General features: G+C 42.7%; 21 protein-coding genes, 1 tRNA gene and 1 pseudogene. 5 read left to right on the top strand and 18 right to left on the bottom strand.

All coding sequences use genetic code 11. The annotated features are described in order from the left end of the window. Positions 1 to 73 precede the first annotated feature (73 nt). Complete coding sequence (locus AB3G73_RS09220; RefSeq protein ID WP_148364735.1) at positions 74 to 1,249, top strand: mechanosensitive ion channel family protein; 1,176 nt, start codon at positions 74 to 76, stop codon at positions 1,247 to 1,249. 165 nt (positions 1,250 to 1,414) lie between these two features. On the opposite strand, the gene AB3G73_RS09215 is transcribed toward AB3G73_RS09220, so the two are convergent. Beyond that, positions 1,415 to 2,614, bottom strand: coding sequence for an endonuclease/exonuclease/phosphatase family protein (locus AB3G73_RS09215; RefSeq protein WP_367744595.1), 1,200 nt, complete (start codon positions 2,612 to 2,614; stop codon positions 1,415 to 1,417). Then, a complete protein-coding gene (locus AB3G73_RS09210) occupies positions 2,595 to 4,055 on the bottom strand; it encodes an aminoacyl-histidine dipeptidase (protein WP_234132775.1) in 1,461 nt (486 codons plus the stop codon). The genes AB3G73_RS09215 and AB3G73_RS09210 overlap by 20 nt, the downstream gene beginning before the upstream one ends. 133 nt (positions 4,056 to 4,188) lie before the next feature. Here AB3G73_RS09210 and AB3G73_RS09205 point away from each other — a divergent pair, with 133 nt between their 5' ends. Further along, complete coding sequence (locus AB3G73_RS09205; protein ID WP_004300805.1) at positions 4,189 to 4,422, top strand: hypothetical protein; 234 nt, start codon at positions 4,189 to 4,191, stop codon at positions 4,420 to 4,422. A gap of 27 nt (positions 4,423 to 4,449) precedes the next feature. Then, the gene (locus tag AB3G73_RS09200) at positions 4,450 to 5,052 is read left to right on the top strand and encodes an OmpH family outer membrane protein (RefSeq protein ID WP_004300804.1); all 603 of its coding nucleotides are present in this window, start codon (positions 4,450 to 4,452) and stop codon (positions 5,050 to 5,052) included. A 101-nt stretch (positions 5,053 to 5,153) separates the two neighbouring features. Here the strand turns inward: AB3G73_RS09200 and AB3G73_RS09195 are convergent, their stop codons facing one another. Both AB3G73_RS09195 and AB3G73_RS09190 read right to left on the bottom strand, forming a co-directional pair. Continuing rightward, positions 5,154 to 5,495, bottom strand: coding sequence for a hypothetical protein (locus AB3G73_RS09195; RefSeq protein WP_148364738.1), 342 nt, complete (start codon positions 5,493 to 5,495; stop codon positions 5,154 to 5,156). A gap of 3 nt (positions 5,496 to 5,498) precedes the next feature. After that, complete coding sequence (locus AB3G73_RS09190; protein ID WP_148364739.1) at positions 5,499 to 5,795, bottom strand: septum formation initiator family protein; 297 nt, start codon at positions 5,793 to 5,795, stop codon at positions 5,499 to 5,501. 157 nt (positions 5,796 to 5,952) lie between these two features. Here AB3G73_RS09190 and AB3G73_RS09185 point away from each other — a divergent pair, with 157 nt between their 5' ends. After that, complete coding sequence (locus tag AB3G73_RS09185; RefSeq protein ID WP_148364740.1) at positions 5,953 to 7,818, top strand: DNA polymerase III subunit gamma/tau; 1,866 nt, start codon at positions 5,953 to 5,955, stop codon at positions 7,816 to 7,818. Here AB3G73_RS09185 and AB3G73_RS09180 read toward each other — a convergent pair. The 13 genes and pseudogenes from AB3G73_RS09180 to rho all read right to left on the bottom strand — a co-directional run bounded on the left by AB3G73_RS09180 (position 7,810) and on the right by rho (position 23,286). Continuing rightward, positions 7,810 to 8,187 carry a VOC family protein gene (locus AB3G73_RS09180; RefSeq protein ID WP_367744592.1) on the bottom strand — a complete coding sequence of 126 codons (378 nt, stop codon included), beginning with the start codon at positions 8,185 to 8,187 and terminating at the stop codon, positions 7,810 to 7,812. The genes AB3G73_RS09185 and AB3G73_RS09180 overlap by 9 nt on opposite strands. A 1-nt stretch (position 8,188) precedes the next feature. Further along, positions 8,189 to 8,422: a PspC domain-containing protein gene (locus AB3G73_RS09175; protein WP_234132779.1), complete on the bottom strand. Its 234-nt coding sequence runs from the start codon at positions 8,420 to 8,422 to the stop codon at positions 8,189 to 8,191. 254 nt (positions 8,423 to 8,676) lie between these two features. After that, a complete protein-coding gene (locus AB3G73_RS09170; protein WP_217721160.1) occupies positions 8,677 to 9,282 on the bottom strand; it encodes a hypothetical protein in 606 nt (201 codons plus the stop codon). A 229-nt stretch (positions 9,283 to 9,511) separates the two neighbouring features. Next, positions 9,512 to 10,130: pseudogene (locus tag AB3G73_RS09165) on the bottom strand (phage integrase SAM-like domain-containing protein); the annotation flags it as partial. Between the two features lie 100 nt (positions 10,131 to 10,230). Further along, a tRNA-His gene (locus AB3G73_RS09160) sits at positions 10,231 to 10,306 on the bottom strand. Positions 10,307 to 10,370: 64 nt separating this feature from the next. Further along, complete coding sequence (locus tag AB3G73_RS09155; RefSeq protein WP_195649506.1) at positions 10,371 to 11,519, bottom strand: CapA family protein; 1,149 nt, start codon at positions 11,517 to 11,519, stop codon at positions 10,371 to 10,373. Beyond that, positions 11,516 to 12,397, bottom strand: a complete 882-nt coding sequence (gene folD / locus AB3G73_RS09150) for a bifunctional methylenetetrahydrofolate dehydrogenase/methenyltetrahydrofolate cyclohydrolase FolD (protein WP_148364743.1) — start codon at positions 12,395 to 12,397, stop codon at positions 11,516 to 11,518. Before folD ends, AB3G73_RS09155 begins: the two co-directional genes overlap by 4 nt. Positions 12,398 to 12,552: 155 nt before the next feature. After that, positions 12,553 to 13,875 (bottom strand): signal recognition particle protein, encoded by a 1,323-nt coding sequence (gene ffh / locus AB3G73_RS09145; protein WP_004300796.1) that lies wholly within the window; start codon positions 13,873 to 13,875, stop codon positions 12,553 to 12,555. A 104-nt stretch (positions 13,876 to 13,979) separates the two neighbouring features. Further along, on the bottom strand, positions 13,980 to 15,302 hold the full coding sequence (locus AB3G73_RS09140) for an MATE family efflux transporter (protein ID WP_195649505.1): 1,323 nt from the start codon (positions 15,300 to 15,302) through the stop codon (positions 13,980 to 13,982). Between the two features lie 39 nt (positions 15,303 to 15,341). Beyond that, positions 15,342 to 17,300 carry a histidine kinase dimerization/phospho-acceptor domain-containing protein gene (locus tag AB3G73_RS09135; RefSeq protein WP_367744590.1) on the bottom strand — a complete coding sequence of 653 codons (1,959 nt, stop codon included), beginning with the start codon at positions 17,298 to 17,300 and terminating at the stop codon, positions 15,342 to 15,344. Continuing rightward, on the bottom strand, positions 17,297 to 19,147 hold the full coding sequence (locus AB3G73_RS09130) for a HAMP domain-containing sensor histidine kinase (protein WP_298046917.1): 1,851 nt from the start codon (positions 19,145 to 19,147) through the stop codon (positions 17,297 to 17,299). The genes AB3G73_RS09135 and AB3G73_RS09130 overlap by 4 nt, the downstream gene beginning before the upstream one ends. 90 nt (positions 19,148 to 19,237) lie before the next feature. Continuing rightward, entirely contained in the window at positions 19,238 to 20,704 is a 1,467-nt protein-coding gene (locus AB3G73_RS09125; RefSeq protein ID WP_167511758.1) for a sulfatase, read from the bottom strand. A 284-nt stretch (positions 20,705 to 20,988) separates the two neighbouring features. Then, entirely contained in the window at positions 20,989 to 23,286 is a 2,298-nt protein-coding gene (gene rho / locus AB3G73_RS09120) for a transcription termination factor Rho (RefSeq protein ID WP_217721156.1), read from the bottom strand. Between the two features lie 236 nt (positions 23,287 to 23,522). Here rho and AB3G73_RS09115 point away from each other — a divergent pair, with 236 nt between their 5' ends. Beyond that, complete coding sequence (locus AB3G73_RS09115) at positions 23,523 to 24,359, top strand: 4Fe-4S binding protein (protein WP_195649502.1); 837 nt, start codon at positions 23,523 to 23,525, stop codon at positions 24,357 to 24,359. On the opposite strand, the gene tilS is transcribed toward AB3G73_RS09115, so the two are convergent. Continuing rightward, positions 24,344 to 25,624, bottom strand: coding sequence for a tRNA lysidine(34) synthetase TilS (gene tilS / locus AB3G73_RS09110; protein WP_367744586.1), 1,281 nt, complete (start codon positions 25,622 to 25,624; stop codon positions 24,344 to 24,346). The two genes, AB3G73_RS09115 and tilS, sit on opposite strands and share 16 nt — an antisense overlap. Positions 25,625 to 25,761: the final 137 nt, after the last annotated feature.

Below are 25,761 nucleotides of genomic sequence, written 5' to 3'. Positions count from 1 at the left end.
TCAGGTGCCGGTCTCTTTTTTTTCTAAACCAAATGAATATTTTACTGTTATTAATTAAAAAAAGACAGAAGTTATGTTAGTAGTAGATTTAGGAAAATGGATGAATAAAACCCTCATAAATTGGGGAATAGATCCGGCTGTTGCCGATCGTTTTGATGAGACTATTATGGCTTTATTGATGATAGTGGTTGCCATCGTTCTGAATTACCTCTGCCAGGCGATTCTAATCGGAGGAATGAAACAGTATACGAGGCGGAAGCCCCATCAGTGGAATACATTGCTGATGAAGCGCAAGGTGTTTCATCATTTGATTCATACCATCCCGGCTTTTTTGGTTTATGCTTTGTTGCCGATGGCTTTTATCCGGGGAAAAGAGTTGTTGTTGATTTCTCAAAAGGTATGTGTCATTTATATTATTTTCTCTTTACTATTGGCTATCAATGGGATTCTGTTGATGATAATGGATATCTATGATGGAAAAGAAACGATGAAGGATCGCCCGATGAAAGGGTTTATTCAGGTCTTGCAGGTGCTTCTTTTCTTTGTAGGTGGAATTGTGATCGTTGCCATTATCGTGAATAAGTCTCCTGCCACTTTGTTTGCCGGGTTGGGTGCTTCGGCAGCTATTTTGATGTTGGTGTTCAAGGATTCCATATTAGGCTTTGTGGCAGGTATCCAGCTTTCTGCCAATGACATGGTCCGTCCGGGCGACTGGATAACATTGCCTTCCGGCGACGCAAATGGTACGGTACAGGAGATAACATTGAATACGGTCAAGATTCAGAATTTTGATAATACTATTTCCACTATTCCCCCTTATACGTTAGTGAGCAGCCCTTTCCAGAATTGGCGGGGAATGGTGCAGTCGGGAGGACGACGGGTGATGAAGAATATCACTTTGGATTTAACTACACTTCAATTCTGTACGCCGGAAATGCTGGACCGTTACCGGAAAGAAATTCCATTAATGGCGGATTATCAACCGGAAGAAGGAGTGGTTCCTACCAATTCTCAAGTGTACAGGGTGTATATTGAGCGCTATTTGTGCAGTCTGCCTGTGGTCAATCAGGATTTGGATCTGATTATCAGCCAGAAAGAAGCTACCATGTACGGAGTACCTATTCAGGTTTACTTCTTCTCCCGCAATAAGGTTTGGAAAGAATACGAGCGTATTCAGTCCGATATCTTCGATCATTTGCTGGCAATGGTTCCGAAGTTTGATTTAAAAGTTTATCAGTACTCGGATTAGTCAACCATCAACAGGGGAATATATATTCTCAAGTATTCTCACCACTATGAGAATTTATTCTCATAGTGGTGAGAACTTTTTCTCATTGCAATGAGAATATTTTCTCACTACGGTGAGAATGATCTCTTGTCAGAATATACTGTGACGTCGTTTAGTGAGTTCTAATCAATAGGGAATCAGTTCGAAGTCTGCATAAACAGGAAGATGATCGCTGATACCTCCCTGATATTTCATTCCTTTGTAGGTGCGGAAAGGTTCTTTATCCCCATATTTCTCGTCTTCTTTCAGTAAAAAGGGGAGAAGACAGACGTTTGCTCTTTCTTCACTGGTGAAAAAATGGCTCGATTGATTTAATAGAGTGCCCGATACAATCAGGTGGTCAAGCAACCCCCATTCACCGCGATATTTGTAAGAACCGAAGCTTTTTGACTTTGCTTTCCGGGCAAGCAGATGATATAGTTTTAATGAGGAAGGAACAATTGTTGAACGGTTGGTGGAGTTGAGTGTTGAGGCTGGATCTTGGGTAGTAATGGGAGGTGCTTCGGCTTCCAGTACTTTCTGGATAGATTGATTCGTGGGATAATCATTGAAATCTCCCATAATAATAACTTGTGGATTAGAACGAATATTCAGAATGTGATCGACTTCCGTGCGCAGAATTTGAGCTGCGTATAAACGATAGGGTTCCGATTCTTTAGCTCCACCCGAACGGCTTGGGAGATGGCAGACAAATACATCTAATGTATCTCCTGTCAGCAGAAGTCCGCTAACGTGCAGTAAATCTCTTGTCGGACGGTATTGTCCCAACGGAGGAATGGAGATAGAACGGGAAGATAACAACTTGAATAAATCCCGTTGATAAAGCAAGGCTACGTCAATCCCTCTCAAATCAGGGGAATCAGTCATTACATAACGGTAGTTAAGCTCTTTTAAAGGAGAACGGCGGGTCAGATCACGCAGCACCGTATCATTTTCTACTTCGCATAATCCGACTAGCGCAGGAGGATTCCATTCTCCAATAGCTGTGATTACGCGCGCCACATCAGCCAGCTTTTTCTTATATCTGCTATAATTCCAATGACGCAGCGCATCGGGAAGAAACTCACGGTCGTTCTTTAAACTATCATGATGCGTATCAAACAGGTTTTCTATGTTCCAGCTGACAACACGGAAAGGGATTCTTTCTTCCTGACAGGGAGCTTGTTTGCTATGATAGTCTTGTGCGATGACATAACAAGGAGCGAAGAAACTTACGACAATTAAAAACATTGTGAAAAAGAGCATGGCAACAGCAATTTTTTTTCGCTTGTTACCATACTCTTCTTTGTGATATTTGGTCTGTCTGTTATTTCTTGGCAGGTACATGTGCCAAGATATCCAATAGATGTTTCCAGAACTTCTCTACGGTAGGAATAAGCATCCGTTCGTCGGGAGAGTGAACGCCTGTAAGTGTCGGTCCGAAAGAAACCATATCCAACGTTGGATACTTATCAAGGAACAGGCCGCACTCCAATCCTGCGTGGATTGCTTTTACTTTCGCATCTACGCCGAATAAACGTTTGTATGATTCAACAGCTACTTCGAGGATGGCCGAATGTGGATTCGGTTTCCATCCCGGATAACCTTCTCCGAAAGTAACATTGGCTCCTGCCAGTTGGAATACGGCACGAACCGTGTTCGCCATATCGTTGCGTGCGGACAGTATAGAACTTCTCTGACTGGTTTCAATGCGGATGATATGGTTGGGCTTCATCTTGACAGATGCCAGATTGGTAGAAGTTTCCACCAGTCCGGGAATATCCTGGCTCATGGCATATACACCGTGAGGAGCTGCATACAGAGCTTTTAATAAACGGGCGGTAGTATCTTGGTCGATAGCCATTTTGCGTGGATTTTCCGATTCGAGAACCAGTTTTAAGTCGGGTTCTACAACGGATAATTCGTCTTCCATTTCGCTGGTGAAGATATTCAGTTCGGTGCGGACATCGTGTTTGGCATCTTCGGGAACAGCACAGATGGCATAAGCCTCGCGGGGAATAGCGTTGCGCAGGTTACCTCCGTTGATTTCACATAGGTACAGATCGTGTCTGGTAGCCATGCGGGAAAGGAAACGGTTCAGAATTTTGTTGGCATTGCCACGTCCCAGGTGAATGTCGCCACCGGAGTGACCGCCTTTCAGCCCTTTCACTTCCACCTTGAAGAAGAAATATCCGGCGGGAACTTCCACTTCCTTATAAGCAAATTCTGCAACGGAGTCAATACCTCCGGCACATCCGATAAAGATTTCCCCTTCATCTTCCGAATCGAGGTTCAGAAGGATGTCACCGCTCATAAAGCCTTCTTGCAGGGCAAAAGCTCCGGTAAGTCCGGTTTCTTCGTCTACGGTAAACAGACATTCCAGCGGACCGTGCTCAATGCTGTCGTCAGCTAGGATAGCCAGCTCGGTAGCTACACCGATACCGTTGTCGGCTCCGAGGGTAGTACCTTTGGCTTTCAGCCATTCACCGTCAATTTCCGTTTCGATGGGATCGGTGAGGAAGTCATGTTGAACGTCGTTATTCTTTTCGCATACCATGTCGATATGCGATTGCAGAACGACGGTTTGCAGATTTTCTTTTCCCGGAGTAGCGGGCTTTTTAATCAATACGTTGCCGGCTTCGTCCACCTTGGTTTCCAGATTATGTTTTGCTCCGAATGCCTTCAGGTAGGCAATCATTTTCTCTTCCTTCTTCGAAGGGCGCGGCACTTGGCAGATTTCCTCGAAATACTTGAATACGCCAGCCGGCTTTAAGTCTTTTTTTTCCATGCTGTTTCTATTTTATAATAGGAATAGAAGGGCTGTTTTCGCTTCTTCTATTGCTAAATATGGTTAATTTGATTGACTTATCTGAACTCATATCTCATTAAAGCCTATCTTTGCACTCACAAAATTAATAGAAATGGTTGAGACTATACTGATAACTTTGTTAATAGTTGCTATTTCCCTGGTATTATTAGGGGTGAAAGTATTCTTTACGAAGGGTGGGAAGTTCCCGAATGGTCATGTGAGCGGGAATAAAGCGTTGCGTCAGAAAGGAATCGGATGCGCACAGTCGCAAGATCGCGAAGCACAAAAGAAACCGCGTTTTTCTATTAACGAGTTGGAAAAAGCCTTGAACGATAGTATGAATTAAATTTATTAAAAACAATACTTATTAATTATGAATAGAATGAACTACCTCATGAACGGTTTGGCTGCTCTTGCGTTTATCGTTTTATTTTCACAATGTGCTGGCAAAACTGACAATCAAACTACAAATGCTCCGGCGCAGGCTAATGCCGAACTGTCAGGAATGAAAATTGCCTATGTTGAAATAGATACGCTGCTTGCCAAATACAATTTCTGTATTGACTTGAATGAGGCGATGGTAAAGAAGAGCGAAAACGTTCGTATGACATTGAATCAGAAGGCTACCTCTTTGAACAAGGAAAAACAAGATTTTCAGAAGAAAGTTGAAAATAATGCTTTCCTGTCACAAGATAGAGCGCAGCAAGAGTACAACCGTCTGGTGAAGTTGGAACAAGATTTGCAAGAGTTGAGCAACAAACTTCAGAATGGTCTGATGGAAGAGAACAATAAGAATAGCTTGCAATTCCGCGATTCTATCAACGCTTTCCTGAAAGAATATAATAAGACTCACGGATATAGCCTGATCTTCAGCAACACTGGTTTCGATAACCTGCTTTATGCTGACAGCACTTTCAATATTACAAAAGAAATTGTTGATGGGTTGAATGCAAGATATTCACCTGTGAAGAAATAAATGATATTAAACTGTTCCGTTCCTTATAAAAAGGACGGAACATTATCGAATTAAAAAAAGTTATGCCTGTTCAAGACTGCGAAGCCATGAACGGGCTTTTTTTATGATCTTTCTTTTTCTTCTTCCTGTGGAATACGGAAAGCGGTGTAAAGTTCGAGGATGGCAGCAACTGTGAGGCAGGCAATCCATTCATTGCCTCGTGTGGTAAACATAAAGGCTCCGGTCAGGATAAGTGCCAGTGCACCGAATATCTGCTGAACGCGCAGGCGTTTCAATGTTTTGCTCTTTCCTTTGACGGGTGTGTTCACTTGTGCCAATGCGATACATCCGGCTCCAACAGTATATATGTAAGGAGCGTATATCCATCCGGTGATAAATACGGCTGCTCCGGCGAGAGCCATTATGGCGCCCACGACAAAAAGGGCAGGTACTAATTGTTTCATTCTTTAATCTTCAAAAACGTAAATATCTTCGTTGGGTTTCTTCATCAGATACTTTTCACGGGCGATCTGTTCGATGGCGTCCGGATTGGTACTTATTTCGTTGAGACGTTTGGTATTCTCTTCGTAATCTGTCCGGTACTTTTCTATCTCTTCTTTCAACTGGCTGATTTCCCGTTCATATCCGAAACGACGAATCAGGCTGTTCTCGTCCAGAAAGCCAATGATAACAGCAAATGCAACGACCGTAATGAGGTACTTGCGTCTGCATATGAAACTCCAGATACTGATTAGTTTACCCATAATTTCTCCTTTTAATATCTGCAAAGATAAAACTAATAACTTAAAAACTTATCGCTTCGGCTTCAAAACTTCTCTCTTTATCCCTTATTACTTATCACTTTTTTTGTGTACATTTGCAGAATAAGCGAAAATTCAAAAAACAGAGAGAATCCCGGATATGGAAAACTATATCGTTTCAGCCCGTAAATACCGTCCGTCCACGTTCGAATCGGTGGTGGGACAGCGGGCGTTGACTACTACGCTGAAAAATGCAATTGCTACCCAAAAACTGGCTCATGCTTATTTGTTTTGCGGACCGCGCGGGGTAGGAAAGACGACTTGCGCGCGTATCTTTGCCAAAACCATTAATTGTATGACGCCCACCGCTGACGGAGAGGCTTGCAATCAGTGTGAGTCATGTGTAGCTTTCAACGAACAGCGGTCATACAATATTCACGAACTCGATGCTGCTTCCAATAACTCGGTGGATGACATTCGCCAATTGGTGGAGCAAGTACGCATCCCGCCACAGATTGGTAAGTATAAGGTATATATCATCGACGAGGTGCATATGCTCTCGGCATCTGCTTTCAATGCGTTCCTGAAAACGCTGGAAGAGCCTCCCCGCCATGCAATCTTTATTCTGGCTACTACGGAGAAGCATAAGATTCTTCCTACTATTCTTTCCCGTTGTCAGATTTATGACTTTAACCGGATAAGTGTGGAAGATACGGTGAGCCATCTGTCGTACGTTGCTTCGAAAGAAGGAATCACGGCAGAGCCGGAAGCGCTGAATGTGATAGCCATGAAGGCGGACGGTGGTATGCGTGATGCTTTGTCTATCTTCGACCAGGTGGTTAGTTTCACCGGAGGAAATATCACCTATAAGAGTGTGATTGATAATCTGAATGTACTTGATTATGAATATTATTTCCGTCTGACGGATTGCTTCCTCGAAAACAAGGTGAGTGACGCATTGTTGCTTTTCAATGATATATTGAATAAAGGTTTTGACGGAAGTCACTTTATTACCGGATTATCGTCTCATTTCCGTGACCTGTTGGTCGGGAAAGACCCGGTGACATTGCCTTTGCTGGAAGTGGGAGCGAGCATACGCCAACGCTATCAGGAACAGGCGCAGAAATGTCCGCTACCTTTTTTGTACCGGGCTATGAAGCTGTGTAATGAGTGCGATTTGAATTACCGCATCAGCAAAAATAAGCGTTTGCTGGTAGAACTGACCTTGATACAGGTTGCACAGCTTACCACCGAGGGGGATGACGTGAGTGGTGGGCGTGGCCCTAAGAAGACTATAAAACCCGTATTCACTCAGCCTGCCGCAGCACAGCAGCCGCAGGTAGCTTCTGCCACTCAGGTTCAGCAGGCTCCAGTTCATTCGTCTCCGTCTTCAGTTACAACACAGGCTGCTAATGGCACTACTGCCCAGTATCCGCAGGCTTCTGCGGCTGTGCAACCGGGAGCACCGGCTTCTCCTAGGGCGGCTTCGTCTGCTCCGTCGCAAGGAGCGGGAGTTGCTCAGACTGCCAAGGAAGAACGGAAAATTCCCGTGATGAAGATGTCCAGCTTGGGGGTATCTATCAAGAATCCGCAGCGTGACCAAGTATCGCAGAATGCGACTACAACTTATGTTCCTAAGGTGCAACAACCGGAAGAGGATTTTATGTTCAATGACCGGGATTTGAATTATTATTGGCAGGAGTATGCCGGCCAGTTGCCGAAAGAACAGGATGCTCTCGCAAAACGTATGCAAATGCTCCGTCCGGCGTTGCTTAACAACTCAACGACTTTTGAAGTGGTAGTTGATAATGAGTTTGCTGCAAAGGATTTTACAGCTTTGATTCCCGAATTGCAGGATTATCTTCGCGGCAGACTGAAGAACAGTAAAGTGATGATGACAGTGCGGGTAAGTGAGGCAACAGAAACAGTGCGTCCTGTGGGACGTGTCGAGAAATTCCAGATGATGGCTCAAAAGAATCAGGCATTGATGCAACTGAAAGATGAGTTCGGGCTGGAATTATATTAATGTACTTACTTCTATCAGATTACCATCCGGATCTCTGAAATAAATACTCCGGATGGCACCCTGCGCACCTTGACGCTGGACTATACCGACTTCTATTTCTATTCCTTTGGATTCTACTTCGGCTTTTATTTCCTCTATGTTTCCTTCTGTCAGTAAACAGATGTCCGCACTTCCGAAAGCAGGATGCTTGGCGGCAGGAAGGAACTGTGCTTTTCCTACGTGAAGATTGATTTTCTGATTACCGAACTTGACGGCAAAGCGTTGGTTGCTTGTATCGGCTTCCATTCCCAGGACTTTTGTGTAGAAATGTAGGCTTTTATCTATATCGGACACCGGTATGACGATATGATCGATATTCTTGATTTTCATATCAATGTAGGCGTTGATTCATGCGGTCTTCATATCTGTCTGAAGGTTTTCTTCCCGGCATGACAATCCACAGGATAATATATATAATCACTCCGGCGAAAGCGGTGAAGAATGTAGCCAATATATATACTATTCTCAATAAAGTAGCATCCCATCCGAAATATTCAGCTATTCCGGCACATACACCTGCAATCATTCGATTGGAAGAGCGGGTTAATTTCTTTTCATTTTCCATGATATACTATGTTCTTTTAGTGCAAATGCTACACAAATATAGAGAATATATTTGGTTTATGGGTTAAACGGAAAGATTTATGTATTATTTGTTAGCATTTATATAGGTAGTTGTTAGCTTGATATTTATCTCTGAAAAGGCTAATTAGTCAACTATTAGCCAACAGTGGTAGTGATACTATTTCATTAGTGTCATGTTACCAATAGTACTTAGAGGTGCTAAGTCTTTTTCTTCTGTTTCATAACTAAATCTGTTTAAAGTGTAGTCTCAATAGGTCTTAGTCTGATTTGAGTATCAATGAAATAGAGCTTATCATCAATACCATACAGTACATTGTTAGGCACTGCATCAAAGACCTCATACTCTGCATTGTGGAATTCATCTTCATAAACCATCTCGAAACCTAATGCTTGCATATGTTCTGCTATTTCTTCCTCTGTAGCTTCTCTTTTAGCTCTGACATAAGGTTGAACTAACACGGCACAAAACTCATGCTGACTGTTATAAGCAAAGCCAATCATCTGATAGGTGACATTGCTAAAGAATAGATTATGTGCTTCTATTCTGATAAAGAAGTTCTCAATGTCTTCACCTGCATACTCAAAGTTGTTTAACTTGAATACAACATCTTCATGACCTGTGAATACTTCATTTTCTCCACCTTTACTAAGGTAAGATAAAGGGAGAGAGTTAATGTTAATCCATAAGTCATGTTGAGTAGCAAATAGCTTTAGCTCTTCAACTTGCCTTCTCTTATAGCCTTCTGTTGGTTCAACATTTCCTGCTGCTTCTTTTTCTCTTCTAATGAGATTGGCTGCTTCTGCCAAGAGGCTATTGACTTGAGAGTACTCTCTATCCATTGCTTGTGGAATTCATTAATATAGGTTCTTTCCATGCTTTAATCATTTAAAGTGGTTAATGCAAATGTAGCAAATCTATTTGGTTCATCAAACATCTTTTTCATTTTAATAAAGGTAGGCATACTGCTCTAATGTCATTGCACTACATCTTTGAACTGGTTTTGACTGTTAGGATAATCATAATGATGATAAGTATGATTGTTCCTATGAGTAACATGATACCAGACCATTTTCTGGTTGCTTCTTGCTTTGGTATCTCCAAATTTTCAAAAGGTGAGTTAGGTATTCTAATAACACCTCTGTCATAGTCATTATATCTTTTCTTTACCTAATAGAACAAATGTCTGATACATTCTATTGGAAGGTATTCTCTTACCTTTCTTCTCTAGTTTTGCAACCTGTCTAGCTCTCTTCTTCTGAAGGTAATCCATGAACTCCATCATCAGTAATTTGGTAACTTGACTTGTGTTCAACTTATCCTTTCCTAGGAAGGACTTGAATGCATTAAGGGTTGATTTATAGTTGACTTTACCCTTAACTTTTGTAGTTTCCAACCATTCATCACATAACTGGAGAAAGTCTATGGGAGTGTTCTTTTCTTTCTGGATATAGTCAAGTATATCACTAATGGTTAACTTGGAAGATTCCAAGGGTAAACTAACACATAACTCCTGATAGTGTCTAACTAATCTATCAGTTTCCTTGATATACTTAGGGTTCTTTAGTTTGAAGTCTTTGGTTAGGTCTTCTGTTCTCACAAAGATATGTGTAGCTAACCTTTTTACTTCTCTGTTATAGGTCATTCTAATCTTTACATTGAAAGTTCCACCAACAATTAGCCAACAAATACCTCACAAGGTAGTCTTTTTATCTAATTTTAGCTATTGAATGTCTACCTCCTGAAAGCAGAAAACCCTCATAAGCGATTGACTTACAAGGGTTTTTGTTGGGTGGAAGACCGGACTCGAACCGGCGACATTCAGAACCACAATCTGACGCTCTAACCAACTGAACTACATCCACCATGTCTGCGTTTCTCTAACGCGGTGCAAAGATAGATATTATCTTCTAATCTCCAAAAGATTCTGCTATTTTTTTTCGAAAAAAGTATATTCTTTTATTCCCCGATTGTGCTTGCTGAAAAGGGTTCGCGCATCATTTACAAAGATTTTCAGAGAGTTACGTGCTTGTAAAGGAATTGAATCAATCGGCAAATTGACAGGGAGCAATTGATGATTTTTTTTTCCTGATTGAATGGGACGGGCTGTCCATACCAAACTATAATCACAATTATTGAGGCGGACAGTGCTGTCTTTTACTAATTCCATTCTTACCATCAGTCCTCCGTCAGTGCGGCGGGCGGACATATTGGAAATATAATTTCCCAGCGAATAGACTACGAGATGTTTGTCATTCGTCAGGCTGTCTGTACGAACTTCGATGGGTTGAACTACGTGAGGATGGGAGCCGATGATATGGTTTACTCCTTTTTCAATCAGCCAATTGGCGAGGAATTTTTGCTCTTTGTCCGGGAGTGACTGGTATTCGATTCCCCAATGCATACAAGCTATGATGGCATCCGGCTTCATTGCTTTACTCTCTTCAATATCTTTGGCGATGATGGCTGTATCGATATAGTTCACGATATTAGGAGAGGTAACGGGGATGCCGTTTGTTCCATACGTGTAGTTGAGCAGAGCGATGCGGAATCCGTTCTTTTCTAATAAAAGAGGATATTTCTTTTCGCGTTCATCAGCGTTGATATACGTGCCTGCGTGTGGAACCTTTAAAGAGTCTATTAATTGAATGGTTCTCTCCAGTCCGGATTTACCACGATCGAGACTGTGGTTGTTGGCAGTCACTAAAACATTGAAACCTGCATCGTGAATTGCGGTCAGAAATTCGTCCGGCGCGCTGAAAGCAGGATAACCTTTGTAAGGTTTGCCTCCTAATGTCACTTCCAGGTTGGCGATAGAGAGATCGGCTTTTTTTATCTCTTCTTTGACATACGCAAAGCATGTGGAGTAATCATAACCGGTCGATGTTCGTGCAGCGTTGATTTGTCCCTGATGTTGCATGAGGTCACCTACAAAAAGGAGGCGTAGGGTGTCGGTGGGTAAGATGCTGTCGGAAAGTCCGTCCGATAGGGTGTCAATGATAGAATCTCTCTTTGCCTGCGACCGGGAGGTGCAGGACAAAGAGAGAAGCAAAATCATCAGAAACAGGGTATGTCTCATTGATAAATAGCTTTCTTACCAGCTAAGAGTGTATTTTTCATTAACGATACAATCGTCATTGGTCCGACACCACCCGGTACGGGAGTGATGAATGAGCATTTCGGTGCAACTTCGTCAAACTTTACGTCACCTGTCAGTTTAAAGCCGGATTTCTTGGTTGCATCCGGCACACGGGTAGTACCTACGTCAATAACTACCGCGCCTTCTTTCACCATTTCGGCTTTTACGAAGTTCGGTTGTCCCAAAGCAGCGATAATAATATCAGCTTCCTGACATTCTTTTACCAGGTCTTTGCTACGGCTGTGGCATACGGTTACTGTGGCATCGCCCGGATAGGCTTTCTGCATCATCAGGGCAGCCATCGGTTTGCCGACAATATTGCTGCGTCCGAGTACGACGCATTTTTTTCCGGAAGTTTCTATGTTATAACGTTTCAACAATTCGAGGATGCCGTTGGGAGTAGCAGATACGTAACATGGAAGTCCGATGGACATACGGCCTACGTTGATCGGGTGGAAACCGTCTACGTCTTTACGGTAATCAATTGTTTCGATTACTTTCTGTTCGGAGATATGTTTGGGTAGGGGAAGTTGTACGATAAAGCCGTCCACGTCGTTGTCTTCGTTCAGTTCACGTACTTTGGCAAGCAGTTCTTCTTCGGTCACGTCACTTTCATAACGGATGAGGGAAGACTTGAATCCACATACTTCACAGGCTTTTACTTTGGCAGCTACATAAGTCTCGCTACCACCATCGTGTCCTACAAGAATAGCGGCCAGGTGCGGGCGTTTTTCGCCATGAGCCACCATTTCGGCTACTTCGGCTGCAATCTCTTGTTTTACTTGTTCGGAAATTGCTTTTCCGTCTATCAGAGTCATATTTTCAGAGTATTTATTGGTGATGGACAAAAGTAAAATAAATAACTGAACTCTCCAAAGGGATTGGAATTTTTGTCAAGAGATGAGTGGTATAAAAAAGAGGGAGCCGAAACTCCCTCTTCTTACTTATCATTAGATTTGGATCTATTGAATGATTACTTTTTCATCTTAGGCATCATCTTACCCATTTTGCTGCTAGTCACCATTTTCATCATTTTGCGTGTCTGGTCGAACTGTTTCAGCAGGCGGTTTACTTCCTGGATAGTCGTTCCGCTACCTTTGGCGATACGCGTACGGCGTGAACCGTTCAGTATTTCCGGGTTGGAACGTTCTGCCGGAGTCATGGAATAAATAATGGCTTCGATGCTCTTGAAAGCATTGTCGTCAATATCAATGTCTTTGATTGCTTTTCCTACTCCCGGAATCATGGAAGCTAGGTCTTTCAGATTACCCATTTTTTTGATTTGTGCAATCTGGCTAAGGAAGTCGTTGAAGTCGAATTGGTTTTTGGCAATTTTCTTCTGTAAGCGTTTGGCTTCTTCTTCATCGTATTGTTCCTGAGCACGTTCTACCAATGAAACGATGTCACCCATACCGAGAATACGGTCGGCCATACGGGCAGGGTGGAACTGGTCGATTGCTTCCAGTTTTTCACCTGTACCTACGAATTTAATCGGTTTGTTCACTACCGAACGGATAGAAAGAGCCGCACCACCGCGGGTATCACCATCGAGTTTGGTCAGTACCACACCGTTAAAGTCCAGACGTTCGTTGAATTCTTTAGCAGTGTTTACAGCGTCCTGACCGGTCATGGAGTCTACCACGAACAGAATTTCGTCCGGGTTGATTGCTTTTTTGATAGCGGCGATCTCGTTCATCATCTGCTCGTCTACTGCCAGACGTCCGGCTGTATCGACGATAACGAGATCGTATCCTTTGGCTTTGGCTTCCTGAATGGCGTGTTGTGCGATTTCTACCGGATTCTTGCTGTCCAGTTCACAGTACATCGGTACTTCAATCTGTTCTGCCAATACACGCAACTGTTCGATAGCTGCCGGACGGTAAACGTCACAAGCGACCAATAATGGCTTACGGTTCTTCTTGGTTTTCAGCATCCGTGCCAGTTTACCGGAGAAAGTGGTCTTACCCGAACCCTGCAAACCTGACATCAGGATAACTGCCGGACGGGCGTCGATATTGATCTCGGCTGTCTCTCCACCCATCAACTGTGTAAGTTCATCATGCACGATCTTCACCATCAACTGGCTTGGCTTCACAGCCGTAAGAACGTTCTGGCCAAGCGCTTTTTCTTTCACCGTATCCGTGAAATTCTTTGCAACCTTGTAGTTTACGTCGGCGTCGAGAAGTGCTTTACGTACGTCTTTCAGTGTCTCCGCCACGTTGATTTCGGTGATTTTGCCTTCACCTTTCAGAATCTTGAATGACCGTTCTAGTCTTTCACTTAAATTATCGAACATAGTTATTTAATTACGAATTACTAATTACAATTTACTTGGGCAAAAGAGAGACTTTTCCGTCTACTCTTTATTTGAGCTTGCAAATGTACAAAAATCTCTTGTATTTATATCTTTTTATTTTGCCATTTTGCTTTTTTGAGATAAATATAACTTGTGATCAACAGTAAGCTATAATACACAATCTCAATTGTAAAGCAGATTTCAATCGGTGCTTTCAGCCACATTCCGATGAAAACTATGTAGGACCCGTAGATGATGATTGTAATTGTTTCGAGCAACAGGGCTGCTTGTGTATTTCCTGTTCCGGAGATGCCGTTGAACACCACGTTGGCTACAGATGCGATAAGCATGGCGCAACAAATAACGTATACTGAGGGCACGGATTCCGTAATGAGTGCCGCTTCACTGGTGTAGATGGAGAGCAGGAACTCTGGAAATAATGCTGATACTGCTACTAATCCCAGCATGATGAAAAAGGAGAACCGGGCAATTTTATTGATGAGCGGCATCACGTGCTGGATACCTCCCGCACCGATGGCGTTGCTGACAAGACTGTTGGTGGTAGTAGCCAATGCATTGACCGGAATCAGCAGTACGACGTAGATACTCCGGACGATATTGGCAATCGCCAGTTCCCGTTGTCCCAACCGTTCTACGGCTACGAAGAATACGAACCAGGTAGCCATTGACAGGAAATATTGCAGCATAGTGAAACAGGAGATACTAAGTATCCGCATCAGCAATGCCGGGTCGAATGTACGCAGACGGTTCAGACCATATTTCTTCAAATCGACGGTGAGGTATGTGTAAATGACGAAAAAGAGAATGGAGGAAGCTTCTGCCAGTACGGAGGCGATAGCCGCTCCCTTGATACCCATTTCCGGCAAACCGAACTTTCCGAAAATTAATGCGTAGTCCAGTACTACATTGGTTAATGCCATGACGATGGCATTGATCGTTAGTACTTTAGTGCGTGTAATGCCGATATACAATGCCCGGAACATGACATTGATGAACGAGAAAAAGAATCCGTAAATACGCCAGTCCAGAAACTCCATCGTTCCCTCGTAGATGGATTCTGAAGAAACCAGCAAACGCATGATGTTTCCGCCGAATGCTTTGGTGAATCCGAATAGCAGCAGTGCCATCACGAACAGGAACATGACTCCTTGAATCATGACGGGACCGACATCCGAATAGCGTCCTTCGCCGTTGCGTCGTGCTATGACTATCTGCGAACCGGTACTGAATCCGAATGCGATGGTGAATACGCATATATAGAATAACCCACCCATAGCCGATGCTCCAAGGGCTACCTCACTCACGTGTCCGAGGAATGCTGTGTCGGTGACATTGATGACATTTTGTGCCAGCAAGCTTAGTAGTATCGGATAACTGACACTCCAAATCTGTTTGTTGGTGTACATAATTAAGTGTTTAAGTTTACACTTTGCAAAGATAGTGCTTTATTTCGATTCGGAAACGATGGGGTAGATGAAAACAATTTCCGGACCTTCGGGAGTTTTATCGTTGACGAGATAGTTTCCTCCGAAATGTTTTAGCAATAACAGGTTTATATCATGCCGGATGATGGTTTCCTGTGATACGAATGCATGGTCTGCCAAAGGTGAATTAGTGATCCGGAAACGGAGCATATCTTCATCCCGGTTTAATGTGAATCGGATGATTCGTGCTTGTCTTTGTTCTTGCGGGTATACCAGTGCGCTAAGCAAGGCCTGCGTCAGTCGTGTTATATCGGTATGGATTTGAGCGTCTGTTTCACTGGAAAACTCAATCTGGATACTTGTTTTCTCGTTTTGCATCTGCGCCATGCAACATGCTTCCTTACATAGGGTAGTGGCATCATAGTCTTGCAACTGGAACTTCATCATTTGGGCTTCCAAACGGGATAAGTCGAGAACGTCATTGACAAGTCTCATTAACTTCTCCGAACTTTTGTGGATGATGTTTGAGTATTCTTGCCTTATTTCCTTGTCTATGTTGGGTTCACTGGCTATGAGTTGTGAGAAACCGACTACATTGTTGAGCGGGGTACGGATGTTATAGCTCATGTTGGACAGGAAGCGATTTTTTATTTCATTGGTTTTCCGCACGTTTTCTGTTGTTTTCCGGATTTCGTTTTCTGCGTATTTGAGTGCTTTCCGTACCATAAAGAGTCGCGCCATAAAGATAAAAAGCAGAAGCAGGATAACAAATATAAAGATCAGATAGGTGAGCTGGAGCCGGTTGTTTTCCCTTTTTTGATCCAGTTCTGTTTTTTCGATATTGTATTTGCTCTGTATCTGTGCCATCTGATTGTTTGAGAGTACAGTGGCTGTCGAGTCTTTGATGGCGAGTGCCTCCTCATACAGAGGGATGGCTTTTTCGCTTTGCCCTGCCTGTTTCCATATTCTGGCCTTTTCGAGTAGCTGTTCGGCATAGTCGCTTGTGAAGTCTTTCTTCAACATCGACAGTGTCGTGTCGATATAATCCGATGCCTGTTGGTAGTCTCCAATTGCTTGGTGATATTTGGCAAATGTGTCGAAATAGAGTACTTTATACATGAAATAAGTATTCTCATCCAGATATTCTTTAGATTTTACAAGATGTTCATAAGCTTGTTGCGGCTGATGGGTATTCAGGTAATAATAGCTGTAGAACAGTTCATTGAACAGATATACATCGGCAAACCCCGTTTTTAAAGATGGGTTCGCACTGATATGGTTATGAAGGGTGTTTTCCAGTTCCTGCAGATATTTGAGTAGTTTTTTATTATCCTTCTTTTCTTTGACAACGGATACTAACTGTGATAATACCGAGATACGGACCACCGGATTTTCTGTCGGGGTGAGTAGCTGGTAGGCAGTCTCCAGTGCTTCTATTCCTTTATCCCAGCGCTGACTGCCGATATATGCATTGCTCAGGCATTGATAGGCGGCTATACTTCCTCGGTTACTATTCCTTTGGGAGGCTTGTTGTTGCATCTTTTGAGATTCGTTGATAGCAAGTTCATATTGTTCGTTGAATGTGTACAGATCTATCTGGAAACGTTTGGCATCAAAGAAGTAATTCCATAAATCTGATTTCCGGGCATGAGGCTCCATTATGGTGAGCCATTTCGCTACACTGTCTTGATTATTACGATTGTAATAGTATAAGATATGGTAGTAAGCGGCCAGACCGGCGTATCTGTCGTTTCTCAGTTGCAATGCTTCTTTCATTAATACATCTGAATATTGGATACATTGCTGGTTGTTTTGTTCTATTCTGATGATTTTATTAAGAACATTCAGCCGTGTCGTATCGTATGGTAACGTTTGCAACACCTTTATCAGGCTATCTGATTCCAAAACAATCTCGGTACTGGCTTTTCCGGTGAAGAAGGCGCAGCATAATAGAAGGAACAGGAGCAGGACTTGTTTCATTCGGCTTCCTCCTTTCCTGGTTGCTCATGGTAAATAGGGTGTGTGAACAGGAAACGGGCTCCTTCCTTATAATTGGAGTCAATCCATATTTTGCCGCCCAGCTGTTCGACAATGAGTTGGCAGATAGACAAGCCGAGTCCTGTGCCTTGAGCATTTTCATTTAGTTTCTCAAAACGGTTGAATATTTTATTCTGATTCTCCGGAGAGATACCGCAACCGGTGTCGGTCACAGAAAACAGTGCTATATCTTCTGTCTGTTTTTCCAGTTCCATGGTGATGGAGCCTTGCGGAGTAAATTTGGTTGCGTTGATGAGAAGGTTGATTAATAATTGTTGCAACCTTGCATTGTCTGTCGTCAGTTCTAATGAATGGAGAGAGGTTGAAAAACGGACGTTTGCATTTGTCTGTTTTATTTTCTCAACCATGTCGATAACATTTCTGCATATTGCTACTGCATCACACCGCTCATATTTGAATTTCATCTTGCCCACTTCGAGACTGGACAAGTCGATTACGTCGTTAATCAGCTTGAGTAACAGTTCTGAATTTTGCTGAATAATATCGCTACACTGTTTCCGGGTCTCGTTGTCGATGGATTCTTCCGTCAGGATAGAGGAGAAGCCGGACAACGCATTGAGTGGTGTCCGAATTTCATGGCTCATGTTGGAAAGGAAAAGGCTCTTTGCCCGGATGGAATTTTCTTCTTGCTTTTTCGCTTTTTCCAGCTCCTGTTGTGATTGGCGCAGTTTTTTATTCCCTCGTTTGACCAAAAGGATGAAAAATACAATCAGTATGACAATGAATAGGATGGTAAACCAACTCCAGAAAAGGATTGTCTTCTGTCTGTTTAAGTTGTCCAGTTCGTTTTTGTCTATTTGGTAGAGGGTGTGTAATTCGTTGATTTGGCGAATATAATTCATTGCGTCCAAAGAGTCTTTGTACGTATTGAATATTTCATAGGCTTCACATGCTTCCTTGCCTTTTCCCATCAGGGCAAGTATGTGGGCACGATCCTTTTGTACTTGCAAGGATGTGTATGAGTTGGTAGTTCTCGTATGCGAAAGTAATTCATCAAGTGTGGTTAATGCCTGAATGTACTCTTTAGATTCAGTGTAGTAGCAAGAGTACAAGTATTTAATCATTAAATGAAAATATGGGTACAGATGCTGCTGACTGATTTGCTTGGCTTGCTGTATGTGGTTTAATGCTTCGGGAAGATGGTGTGTCTGAATACGGTAGAATGCCTGACAGTAAACTAGATGAAAGTCGTCTTGTGGATTCCCGCCTTTGTCAGTAACAGATTCGAGTTCCCGGATATTGTCTTCTATATCTGTCATTTGATGATATTTGAGCTTGGTCAGAATGAGTTGGGGCAGAATTGTTTTGACATATTGGCTGGCATGAGGGATTTTCCGGATCACTTCTAATGCTTCCCTGTATGATTCGATGGCGGCTTGTGGCGTTGATGAACTTAAATAAGTATTTCCAATGGCGTGTAATGCGAGTGCTGTCCCCAGAGGATAATCCATTTCTTTGGCTTTCTGGTACATCTGGTTGGCCTGATTGATGGCAAGACTGATGTTGCCTTCTGCTATCAAGGCCTGAACGGTCAGCAAATTTATTTGAAATAGGAGTGGATATTGTTGTTTCTTTTGTAATTCCGGTTCTAAAAGTTTTTCCCAGGCAATGATGCTGTCGATAGGGATGTCCGGACTGAATGGATGATTATATTCAAGTAAAGGTTGTAATAAAGAAAGACGATCTGAATTTGTACGTGCTGCATATAAGGTGACCGATATTAATACGGTTACGACTATTGCAATTATATGACGTCTGTATTTTTTCACTTGATATAAGAATTGCTTGCTTGTAAGTTTATCTGCAAAAGAACTAAAAAGAGTGAAGATTACAAAGAAATCTTCACTCTTTTTTATAATTTATTTTCTTTTGAGTATCTCTCGTGCCCCAGGGCCCTCGTGGTTGGGGTAGCCGGGAGTATGGTTTCTGCATCGTGGATCGGCATCTACTTTCAAACTCCGGTAATCATCTTTGGTGCGGGCGATGTAATCATCAAGCATGGCACGGTGTTCGGCGAGAACCTTACTGTATTTAGGGTCTTTGGCGAGATTCTTGCGTTCTCCCGGATCCTTTTTCATATCATATAGCTCTTCTCCGTTACCTTCCAGATAGTGAGTGTACTTGTATCTCGGTCCGCGTACCATACGTCCGGGAGTAACGACATATTCATATTCGCTATGCCATTCGGAAACTACATAAGGGTGAGTTTTTTTCTGTTTCTCCCCTTTTAATATAGGTGCAAGGCTGATTCCCGGTTTTTCGGCCGGAACGGGAATTCCTGCCAAATCACAAAGGGTAGGCAGAAGATCTAACGTAGGCTGTGTCAATACTTGGTCTACGGGCTTTTTCTGTTGTTTGATGCCAGGACCTGCAAAGATAAACGGTACGTTGGTCATTTCGTCATAGAAACTGATGTGCTTGGTCACCATGCGGTGTGAAGCCATTCCATCACCATGGTCAGCCATGATAATAACGATTGTGTTTTTTCCGGCAGGAGTGGAGTAGAGGGCTTTCAATACGCTGTCTACTTGCTTGGAAACCATCTTGGTATAGTGTTGGAAAGCGGCAATGTAATGACGGTAATTCTCTTCATTCCAATGAGCGGCCTGGGTCATGCGGCGATGGCTGCAGCAGATGTATTGCACTGGTTTAGGGATATTGCTCCAGTCTTCTACATCGAAATTGGCCGGTAGCTCCGGAAGGGTTCCACTGATGGCGCGGTCGGTATGTATTCCTTCGTTTGCTCCTACAAATCCGCAGATATTGTGAGGGTTCTGAAAATCGGCAATACAGATGAATGGTTCTTCCGGCGGATTACTTAGATAAGCAACAGCGTCTTCACATGTTCCTACGTCCAGGAAACTGTCGTTATTGACCGGGAATTCCGGATCGGTGAATGGCTTGGCTACCGGTTCTTTATGCTTGAATCCTCTAAGTGAACCCATGTCGTGTGTTTTTCCGAAGTGTACGGCTTCATAACCGTTTTCAGAGAAAAGGCTTCCTAATGTCGGTATGTTTTCGGGAATACGTGAGTTGATAGGTTCGCTGGAGTTGGAGCGTACATTGGTTTGATGAGGCATCATGCCACTCCATAAAGCAGCACGTGAGGGTTGGCTGAGAGGGCAACCTACATAAGCATTGGAGAAGATAACTCCTCGTGAAGCGACTTCGTCAATAGGGAGGGTACAGCCTTGTGTTTGTCCGTAAGCTCCCACAACACGTTGTGTAAGATGGTCGCACTGAATAATCAGGAAATTGGGCTTTTCTTGAGCCTGTGCTGTCACGCTGCACAGGGCTAATCCCATGAATGGATAAATAGTTTTCATTACTGGTTAGAATTAAGTAATATTTGATTTGGAAGCAAAAATAGGAAAAAAGGAAACGTAAAAAAGGGTGAGGTAGTGGTTTTGGACGCAAATGAAAGTATTTTGTACAAAAATGAAAGGTTGGCTGGCCGTTAGGGGGGGACTATCGGTGATGGGAGTTGAATGATAAGTGATAAATGGCAGGTGATAAGTCATAAAACGGGTTACTGAAAAAGAAAACGGTGAATAAACTGCACTTGTTATGGCGCAGTTTGTTCACCGTTCATTTATAAGTTTGCTGTTGATTAGCTGTTCATGCTCATCAGGAATTCGTCGTTGTCTCTGGTTTTTTCCAGACGGTCTTTAACGAAGTCCATTGCTTCGATCGGATTCATGTCGGCAAGATATTTGCGTAATATCCACATGCGGTCAAGGGTTGTTTTATCAAGCAACAGGTCGTCGCGACGAGTGCTGGATGCGGTAATGTTGACTGCCGGGAAGATACGTTTGTTGGACAGGTTGCGGTCGAGCTGCAACTCCATGTTACCTGTACCCTTAAATTCTTCGAAGATAACTTCGTCCATTTTAGAACCGGTATCGATCAGTGCGGTAGCAATAATGGTCAGTGAACCGCCGTTTTCAATATTACGGGCAGCACCGAAGAAGCGTTTTGGTTTATGAAGTGCATTTGCATCCACACCACCAGAAAGAACTTTTCCGGATGCAGGAGATACTGTATTGTATGCACGAGCCAGACGAGTGATAGAATCAAGGAAGATAACTACGTCGTGACCGCATTCTACCAGACGTTTTGCCTTTTCCAATACGATACCTGCAATTTTTACGTGACGTTCTGCCGGTTCGTCAAAAGTAGAAGCGATTACTTCTGCATTAACACTGCGAGCCATGTCAGTTACTTCTTCCGGGCGTTCATCAATCAGCAACATAATCATGTAAACTTCCGGGTGGTTGGCTGCGATAGCATTAGCTATATCTTTCATTAATATGGTCTTACCTGTCTTTGGCTGGGCAACGATCAATGCACGCTGACCTTTACCGATAGGAGCGAAAAGATCGACAACACGGGCAGACATAGAGTCTGAATAACCGCCTTTGCAGAGTTTGAACTTTTCATCCGGGAAGAGAGGTGTCAGATGTTCGAAAGGAACACGGTCGCGAACGAAAGCTGCGTCACGTCCGTTGATTTTCGAAACCTTTACCAATGGGAAATATTTTTCTCCTTCTTTGGGTGGACGGATAACTCCTTCTACTACATCACCGGTTTTCAGACCAAATAGTTTGATTTGAGACTGTGATACATAAATATCGTCCGGAGAAGAAAGGTAGTTGTAGTCGGAAGAACGGAGGAATCCGTATCCATCCTGCATAATTTCCAGAACGCCTACTCCGTTGAGAATATCATCGAATTCATAAGGCTTTTCGCGTTCAATAACCTTGCGTTCCTGCTGCTGTTGTTGTACCGGAAGATTTTCACCCGCATTGTTCTGCTGAGCGGCACGTGGCATCGGTAAGCGTTGTTGGTTTTGGTTCTGATTTTGATTTGGAATCTGAGCCTGATTCTGGTTATTGTTGTTACGCTGGAAATTATTATTGCTATTATTATTGGCGTTATTGCCATTGTTAGTAGCATTATTATTGCCGTTGTTATTGTCGCGTGGGCGAACAATACGCGGACGTTGCTGCTGGGATTGCTGCTGTTGAGATTGTTGTTGCTGTTGAGGATGAGGTGATTGTTCCGGTGCTGTCTGTGCTGATTCTGTTTTGGTAGCTTCGAATTTTCCGAATAGTTCGGTAGGAAGCTCTATTTTTTCAGAAGGCAGATCTTCGATTGGAATAAAATCATCGTCGTCAACGTTGGACAGGATATTACTTTCCTCGTCGATAACGGGGGCAGCTTTCTTTTGTGGTTTATCTATAACCTTTTTCTCTACAACAGGATTGTTAGGTTCTGCAGCCGGTTTATTTGTTTCTGCAACAGGCTTATTCGCTTCTGATGCAGGTTTGTTTTTTGCTTTCTTCTCGGCTGTTTGCTGTTGTACCGGAGCCGTTTTTTCCTCAGTACCAGTAGCTTTCTCTGCAACAACAGGCTTAGACTCCACTACTTTGGGTGCTGCCGGTTTTGCATTTTCTACTTCTTTTTTCTCTTCTGCGTCAGAGTTCTTACGAGGACGGCCTACTTTACGCTTGGGAGTAGCAGTGTTTTCTGCTTTAGCTTCTACAACAACAGTTTCTTTTTCTTTGTTTGTACTCTCTTCTTTTTGGGAAGGTTGTGGTGCCGCTTTTACAGGAGTGGGCTCTTTTGTTTTGTTAGCCTCTCCACTCTTTGTTGCGGAAACCACCTTGTCTTCTTTTTTGGTAGGAGCTACCCGTGAACGCTTTTTCTTTTGTTCTTCATTTTTGCGTTCTTCTTTTAGTTTATCTGCGGCAACTTTTTTTGTAGCTCCTACAATGGCCTGTTCATCGAGTATTTTATAAACAAGGTCTTCTTTTTTGTATGAGTCTGCTTTTTTTATGCCTAACTCTTTGGCAATAACTTGAAGTTCCGACAGATTTTTGTCGTTTAATTGGATAATGTTATACATATAGTATGGTAAGTTATTAATATTTCTTTTTTTGCTGAATTATGGACAGCATTACTACAGCTCATGGCTACAGATATGCGAGCATACGTTTTGTTTTTTATTCTGAATTAGGGATGTATATGTTGAATCGTAGAATGTTTCAACGGGGCAAAGATAATAATTTTTTTTGGTTTCATGAACAATCAAACATTTTTTTCCACGTAAAAGTGTATCTTTGCTACATAAAAGAAAATAGTATGACAGTAAATGAAGCTCATTTAATTTATTTTTCGCCTACACACACATCTAAACAAGTTGCGGAGGCGATTGTTCACGGAGCGGGCATAAAAAATATTTTTCCTATCAATGTGACACAGCAGATTGCAGATGAAATTGTGATTCCTACATCTTCTTTGGCTATTATTGTAGTGCCTGTGTATGGAGGACATGTCGCTCCTCTGGCAATGGAGCGTTTGCAGTATATCCGTGGAGTGGATACTCCTACCGTTTTGGTAGTGGTTTATGGAAATCGTGCTTATGAAAAAGCTTTAATGGAACTGGATGCTTTTGCTATTCCTCATGGATTTAAAGTAATAGCCGGGGCAACTTTTATTGGAGAACATTCATATAGTACCGACAAATATCCGATTGCAATGGGACGTCCTGATGAAACGGATTTAGCCTTTGCGGTGGAGTTTGGGAAGAAAATCATGGAAAAAATACAGACAGCTGATAATATGGATACCCTTTATCCGGTGGATGTACGTGCTATCAAGCGTCCGAGTCAGCCATTTTTTCCTTTGTTCCGTTTTTTGAGGAAAGTCATCAAGTTACGTAAAAGTGGGACACCGCTTCCCCGGGCTCCTTGGGTGGAAGATGAGAATTTGTGTACCCATTGCGGGTTGTGTGTGGTCCGTTGTCCGGCAGGGGCTATAACGAAAGGGGACGAGCTACATACGGATGAGGCTAAATGTATTAAATGTTGCGCCTGTGTAAAAGCTTGCGTTAGGAAAGCAAGGGTATATGATACCCCTTTTGCAGTTTTGTTGTCAGATTGCTTCAAGAAACAGAAGTTGCCTCAAACTATTTTGTAGATCACGACGCGCTTGGTCGTTTCATCAATACGAAAGCGGTTGTCTGTTCGTTCGCCTATCAGCCATGCGATGTGTTCTCCACAGCAGAGTACCCATTGGCGTTCTTTTTGGCTGATAGAAAATTTGCGGTCGGTCAGATAATCGCTTATTTTTTTCTTTCCTTTCATTCCAAAAGGGATAAAAGTGTCTCCCGGTTGCCATTTCCGGTAATGAATTTCTCCATTCAGTTTGTCGGCATCAAAACAGGCTATTTCCTTTTCACGTGGAATGAGAAAATCCGGGGTGTACTCTCTTTCCTCTTTGATGATTTGAAAAGGAGGAAGAACCTCATTTTCAGATTCAATGGTTTCTATTAATAAGAATTCTCTGTCTTTTATCACTCTCCATTCTTTGCTGCAGAATTGCTTGCCCGGTTGGCTATGAAGCGAATGGGCGATATCTTTGATTTGTGCGGAATTGAATCCTAGAGGATGCAGGACTTCGAATAAGATAGCTTCGGGTGCCGGTTCCTTAACCAAATCACTGATTCGGACACCTTCTGCTGTAATGATTTTCTTTTTAGTCGCCTCTATACATTTATTATATATAGTGGCTACATCATTCAGATAATTACTTGTATCTATCAGAGTGTTTTTGACTGACGGATTAATTTCCTGCATGAGGGGAAGGAGGTTGAGCCGGATCTTATTACGGGTATATTCGTCTTCCAGATTGGTGCTGTCTGTCACATAATCTTGTCCGATGTTTTGCAGGTAACGAATTATTTCTTCCCGGTTGATGCAAAGCAGAGGGCGTACGATGGCTCCATTACGGGGGCGGATTCCTAACAGACCGGTAATTCCTGTTCCCCGAATCAGGTTAAGTAGTATAGTTTCTATGCTATCATCTTGGTGATGGGCCACAGCTATAACATCTGCCTGACATTCTTTTCTAATTTTCTCGAACCATTGGTAGCGGAGTTCCCGTGCGGCCATTTCAATCGAAATATGTTTTTCCGTTGCATATTGGGTCGTGTTGAAATCAATGGTATGTAAATGGATTTCCATTTTTTCGCAAAGTTGGCGGACAAATAACTCGTCCCGGTCTGACTCTTTGCCTCGCAAGTGGAAATTACAATGTGCGGCTTCGCAATGATAACCTGCTGTATGCAGAATATATAGCAATGCTACCGAGTCGGCACCACCACTCAATGCGATCAGGATTTTATCATCCGGTGAGAACAAATGTTCTTTTTCTATATATTTTGTAACGCGTTGTTGTATCATGCCTGCAAAGATACGAGTTTATCAATAAGTTTTTTTATTTTTTCTGAATCTTTTAGAGGATGAAAAAGGCTGCTATTTAAAAACATTCTAAATAATTTGCATGCTCCGAAGTTATGAATTATCTTTGCCAAAAATTT

It is taken from the genome of Bacteroides sp. L008, from assembly GCF_040812255.1.
Lineage (GTDB): Bacteria > Bacteroidota > Bacteroidia > Bacteroidales > Bacteroidaceae > Bacteroides > Bacteroides vicugnae.
This window is presented reverse-complemented; position numbering and strand designations above follow the sequence as displayed.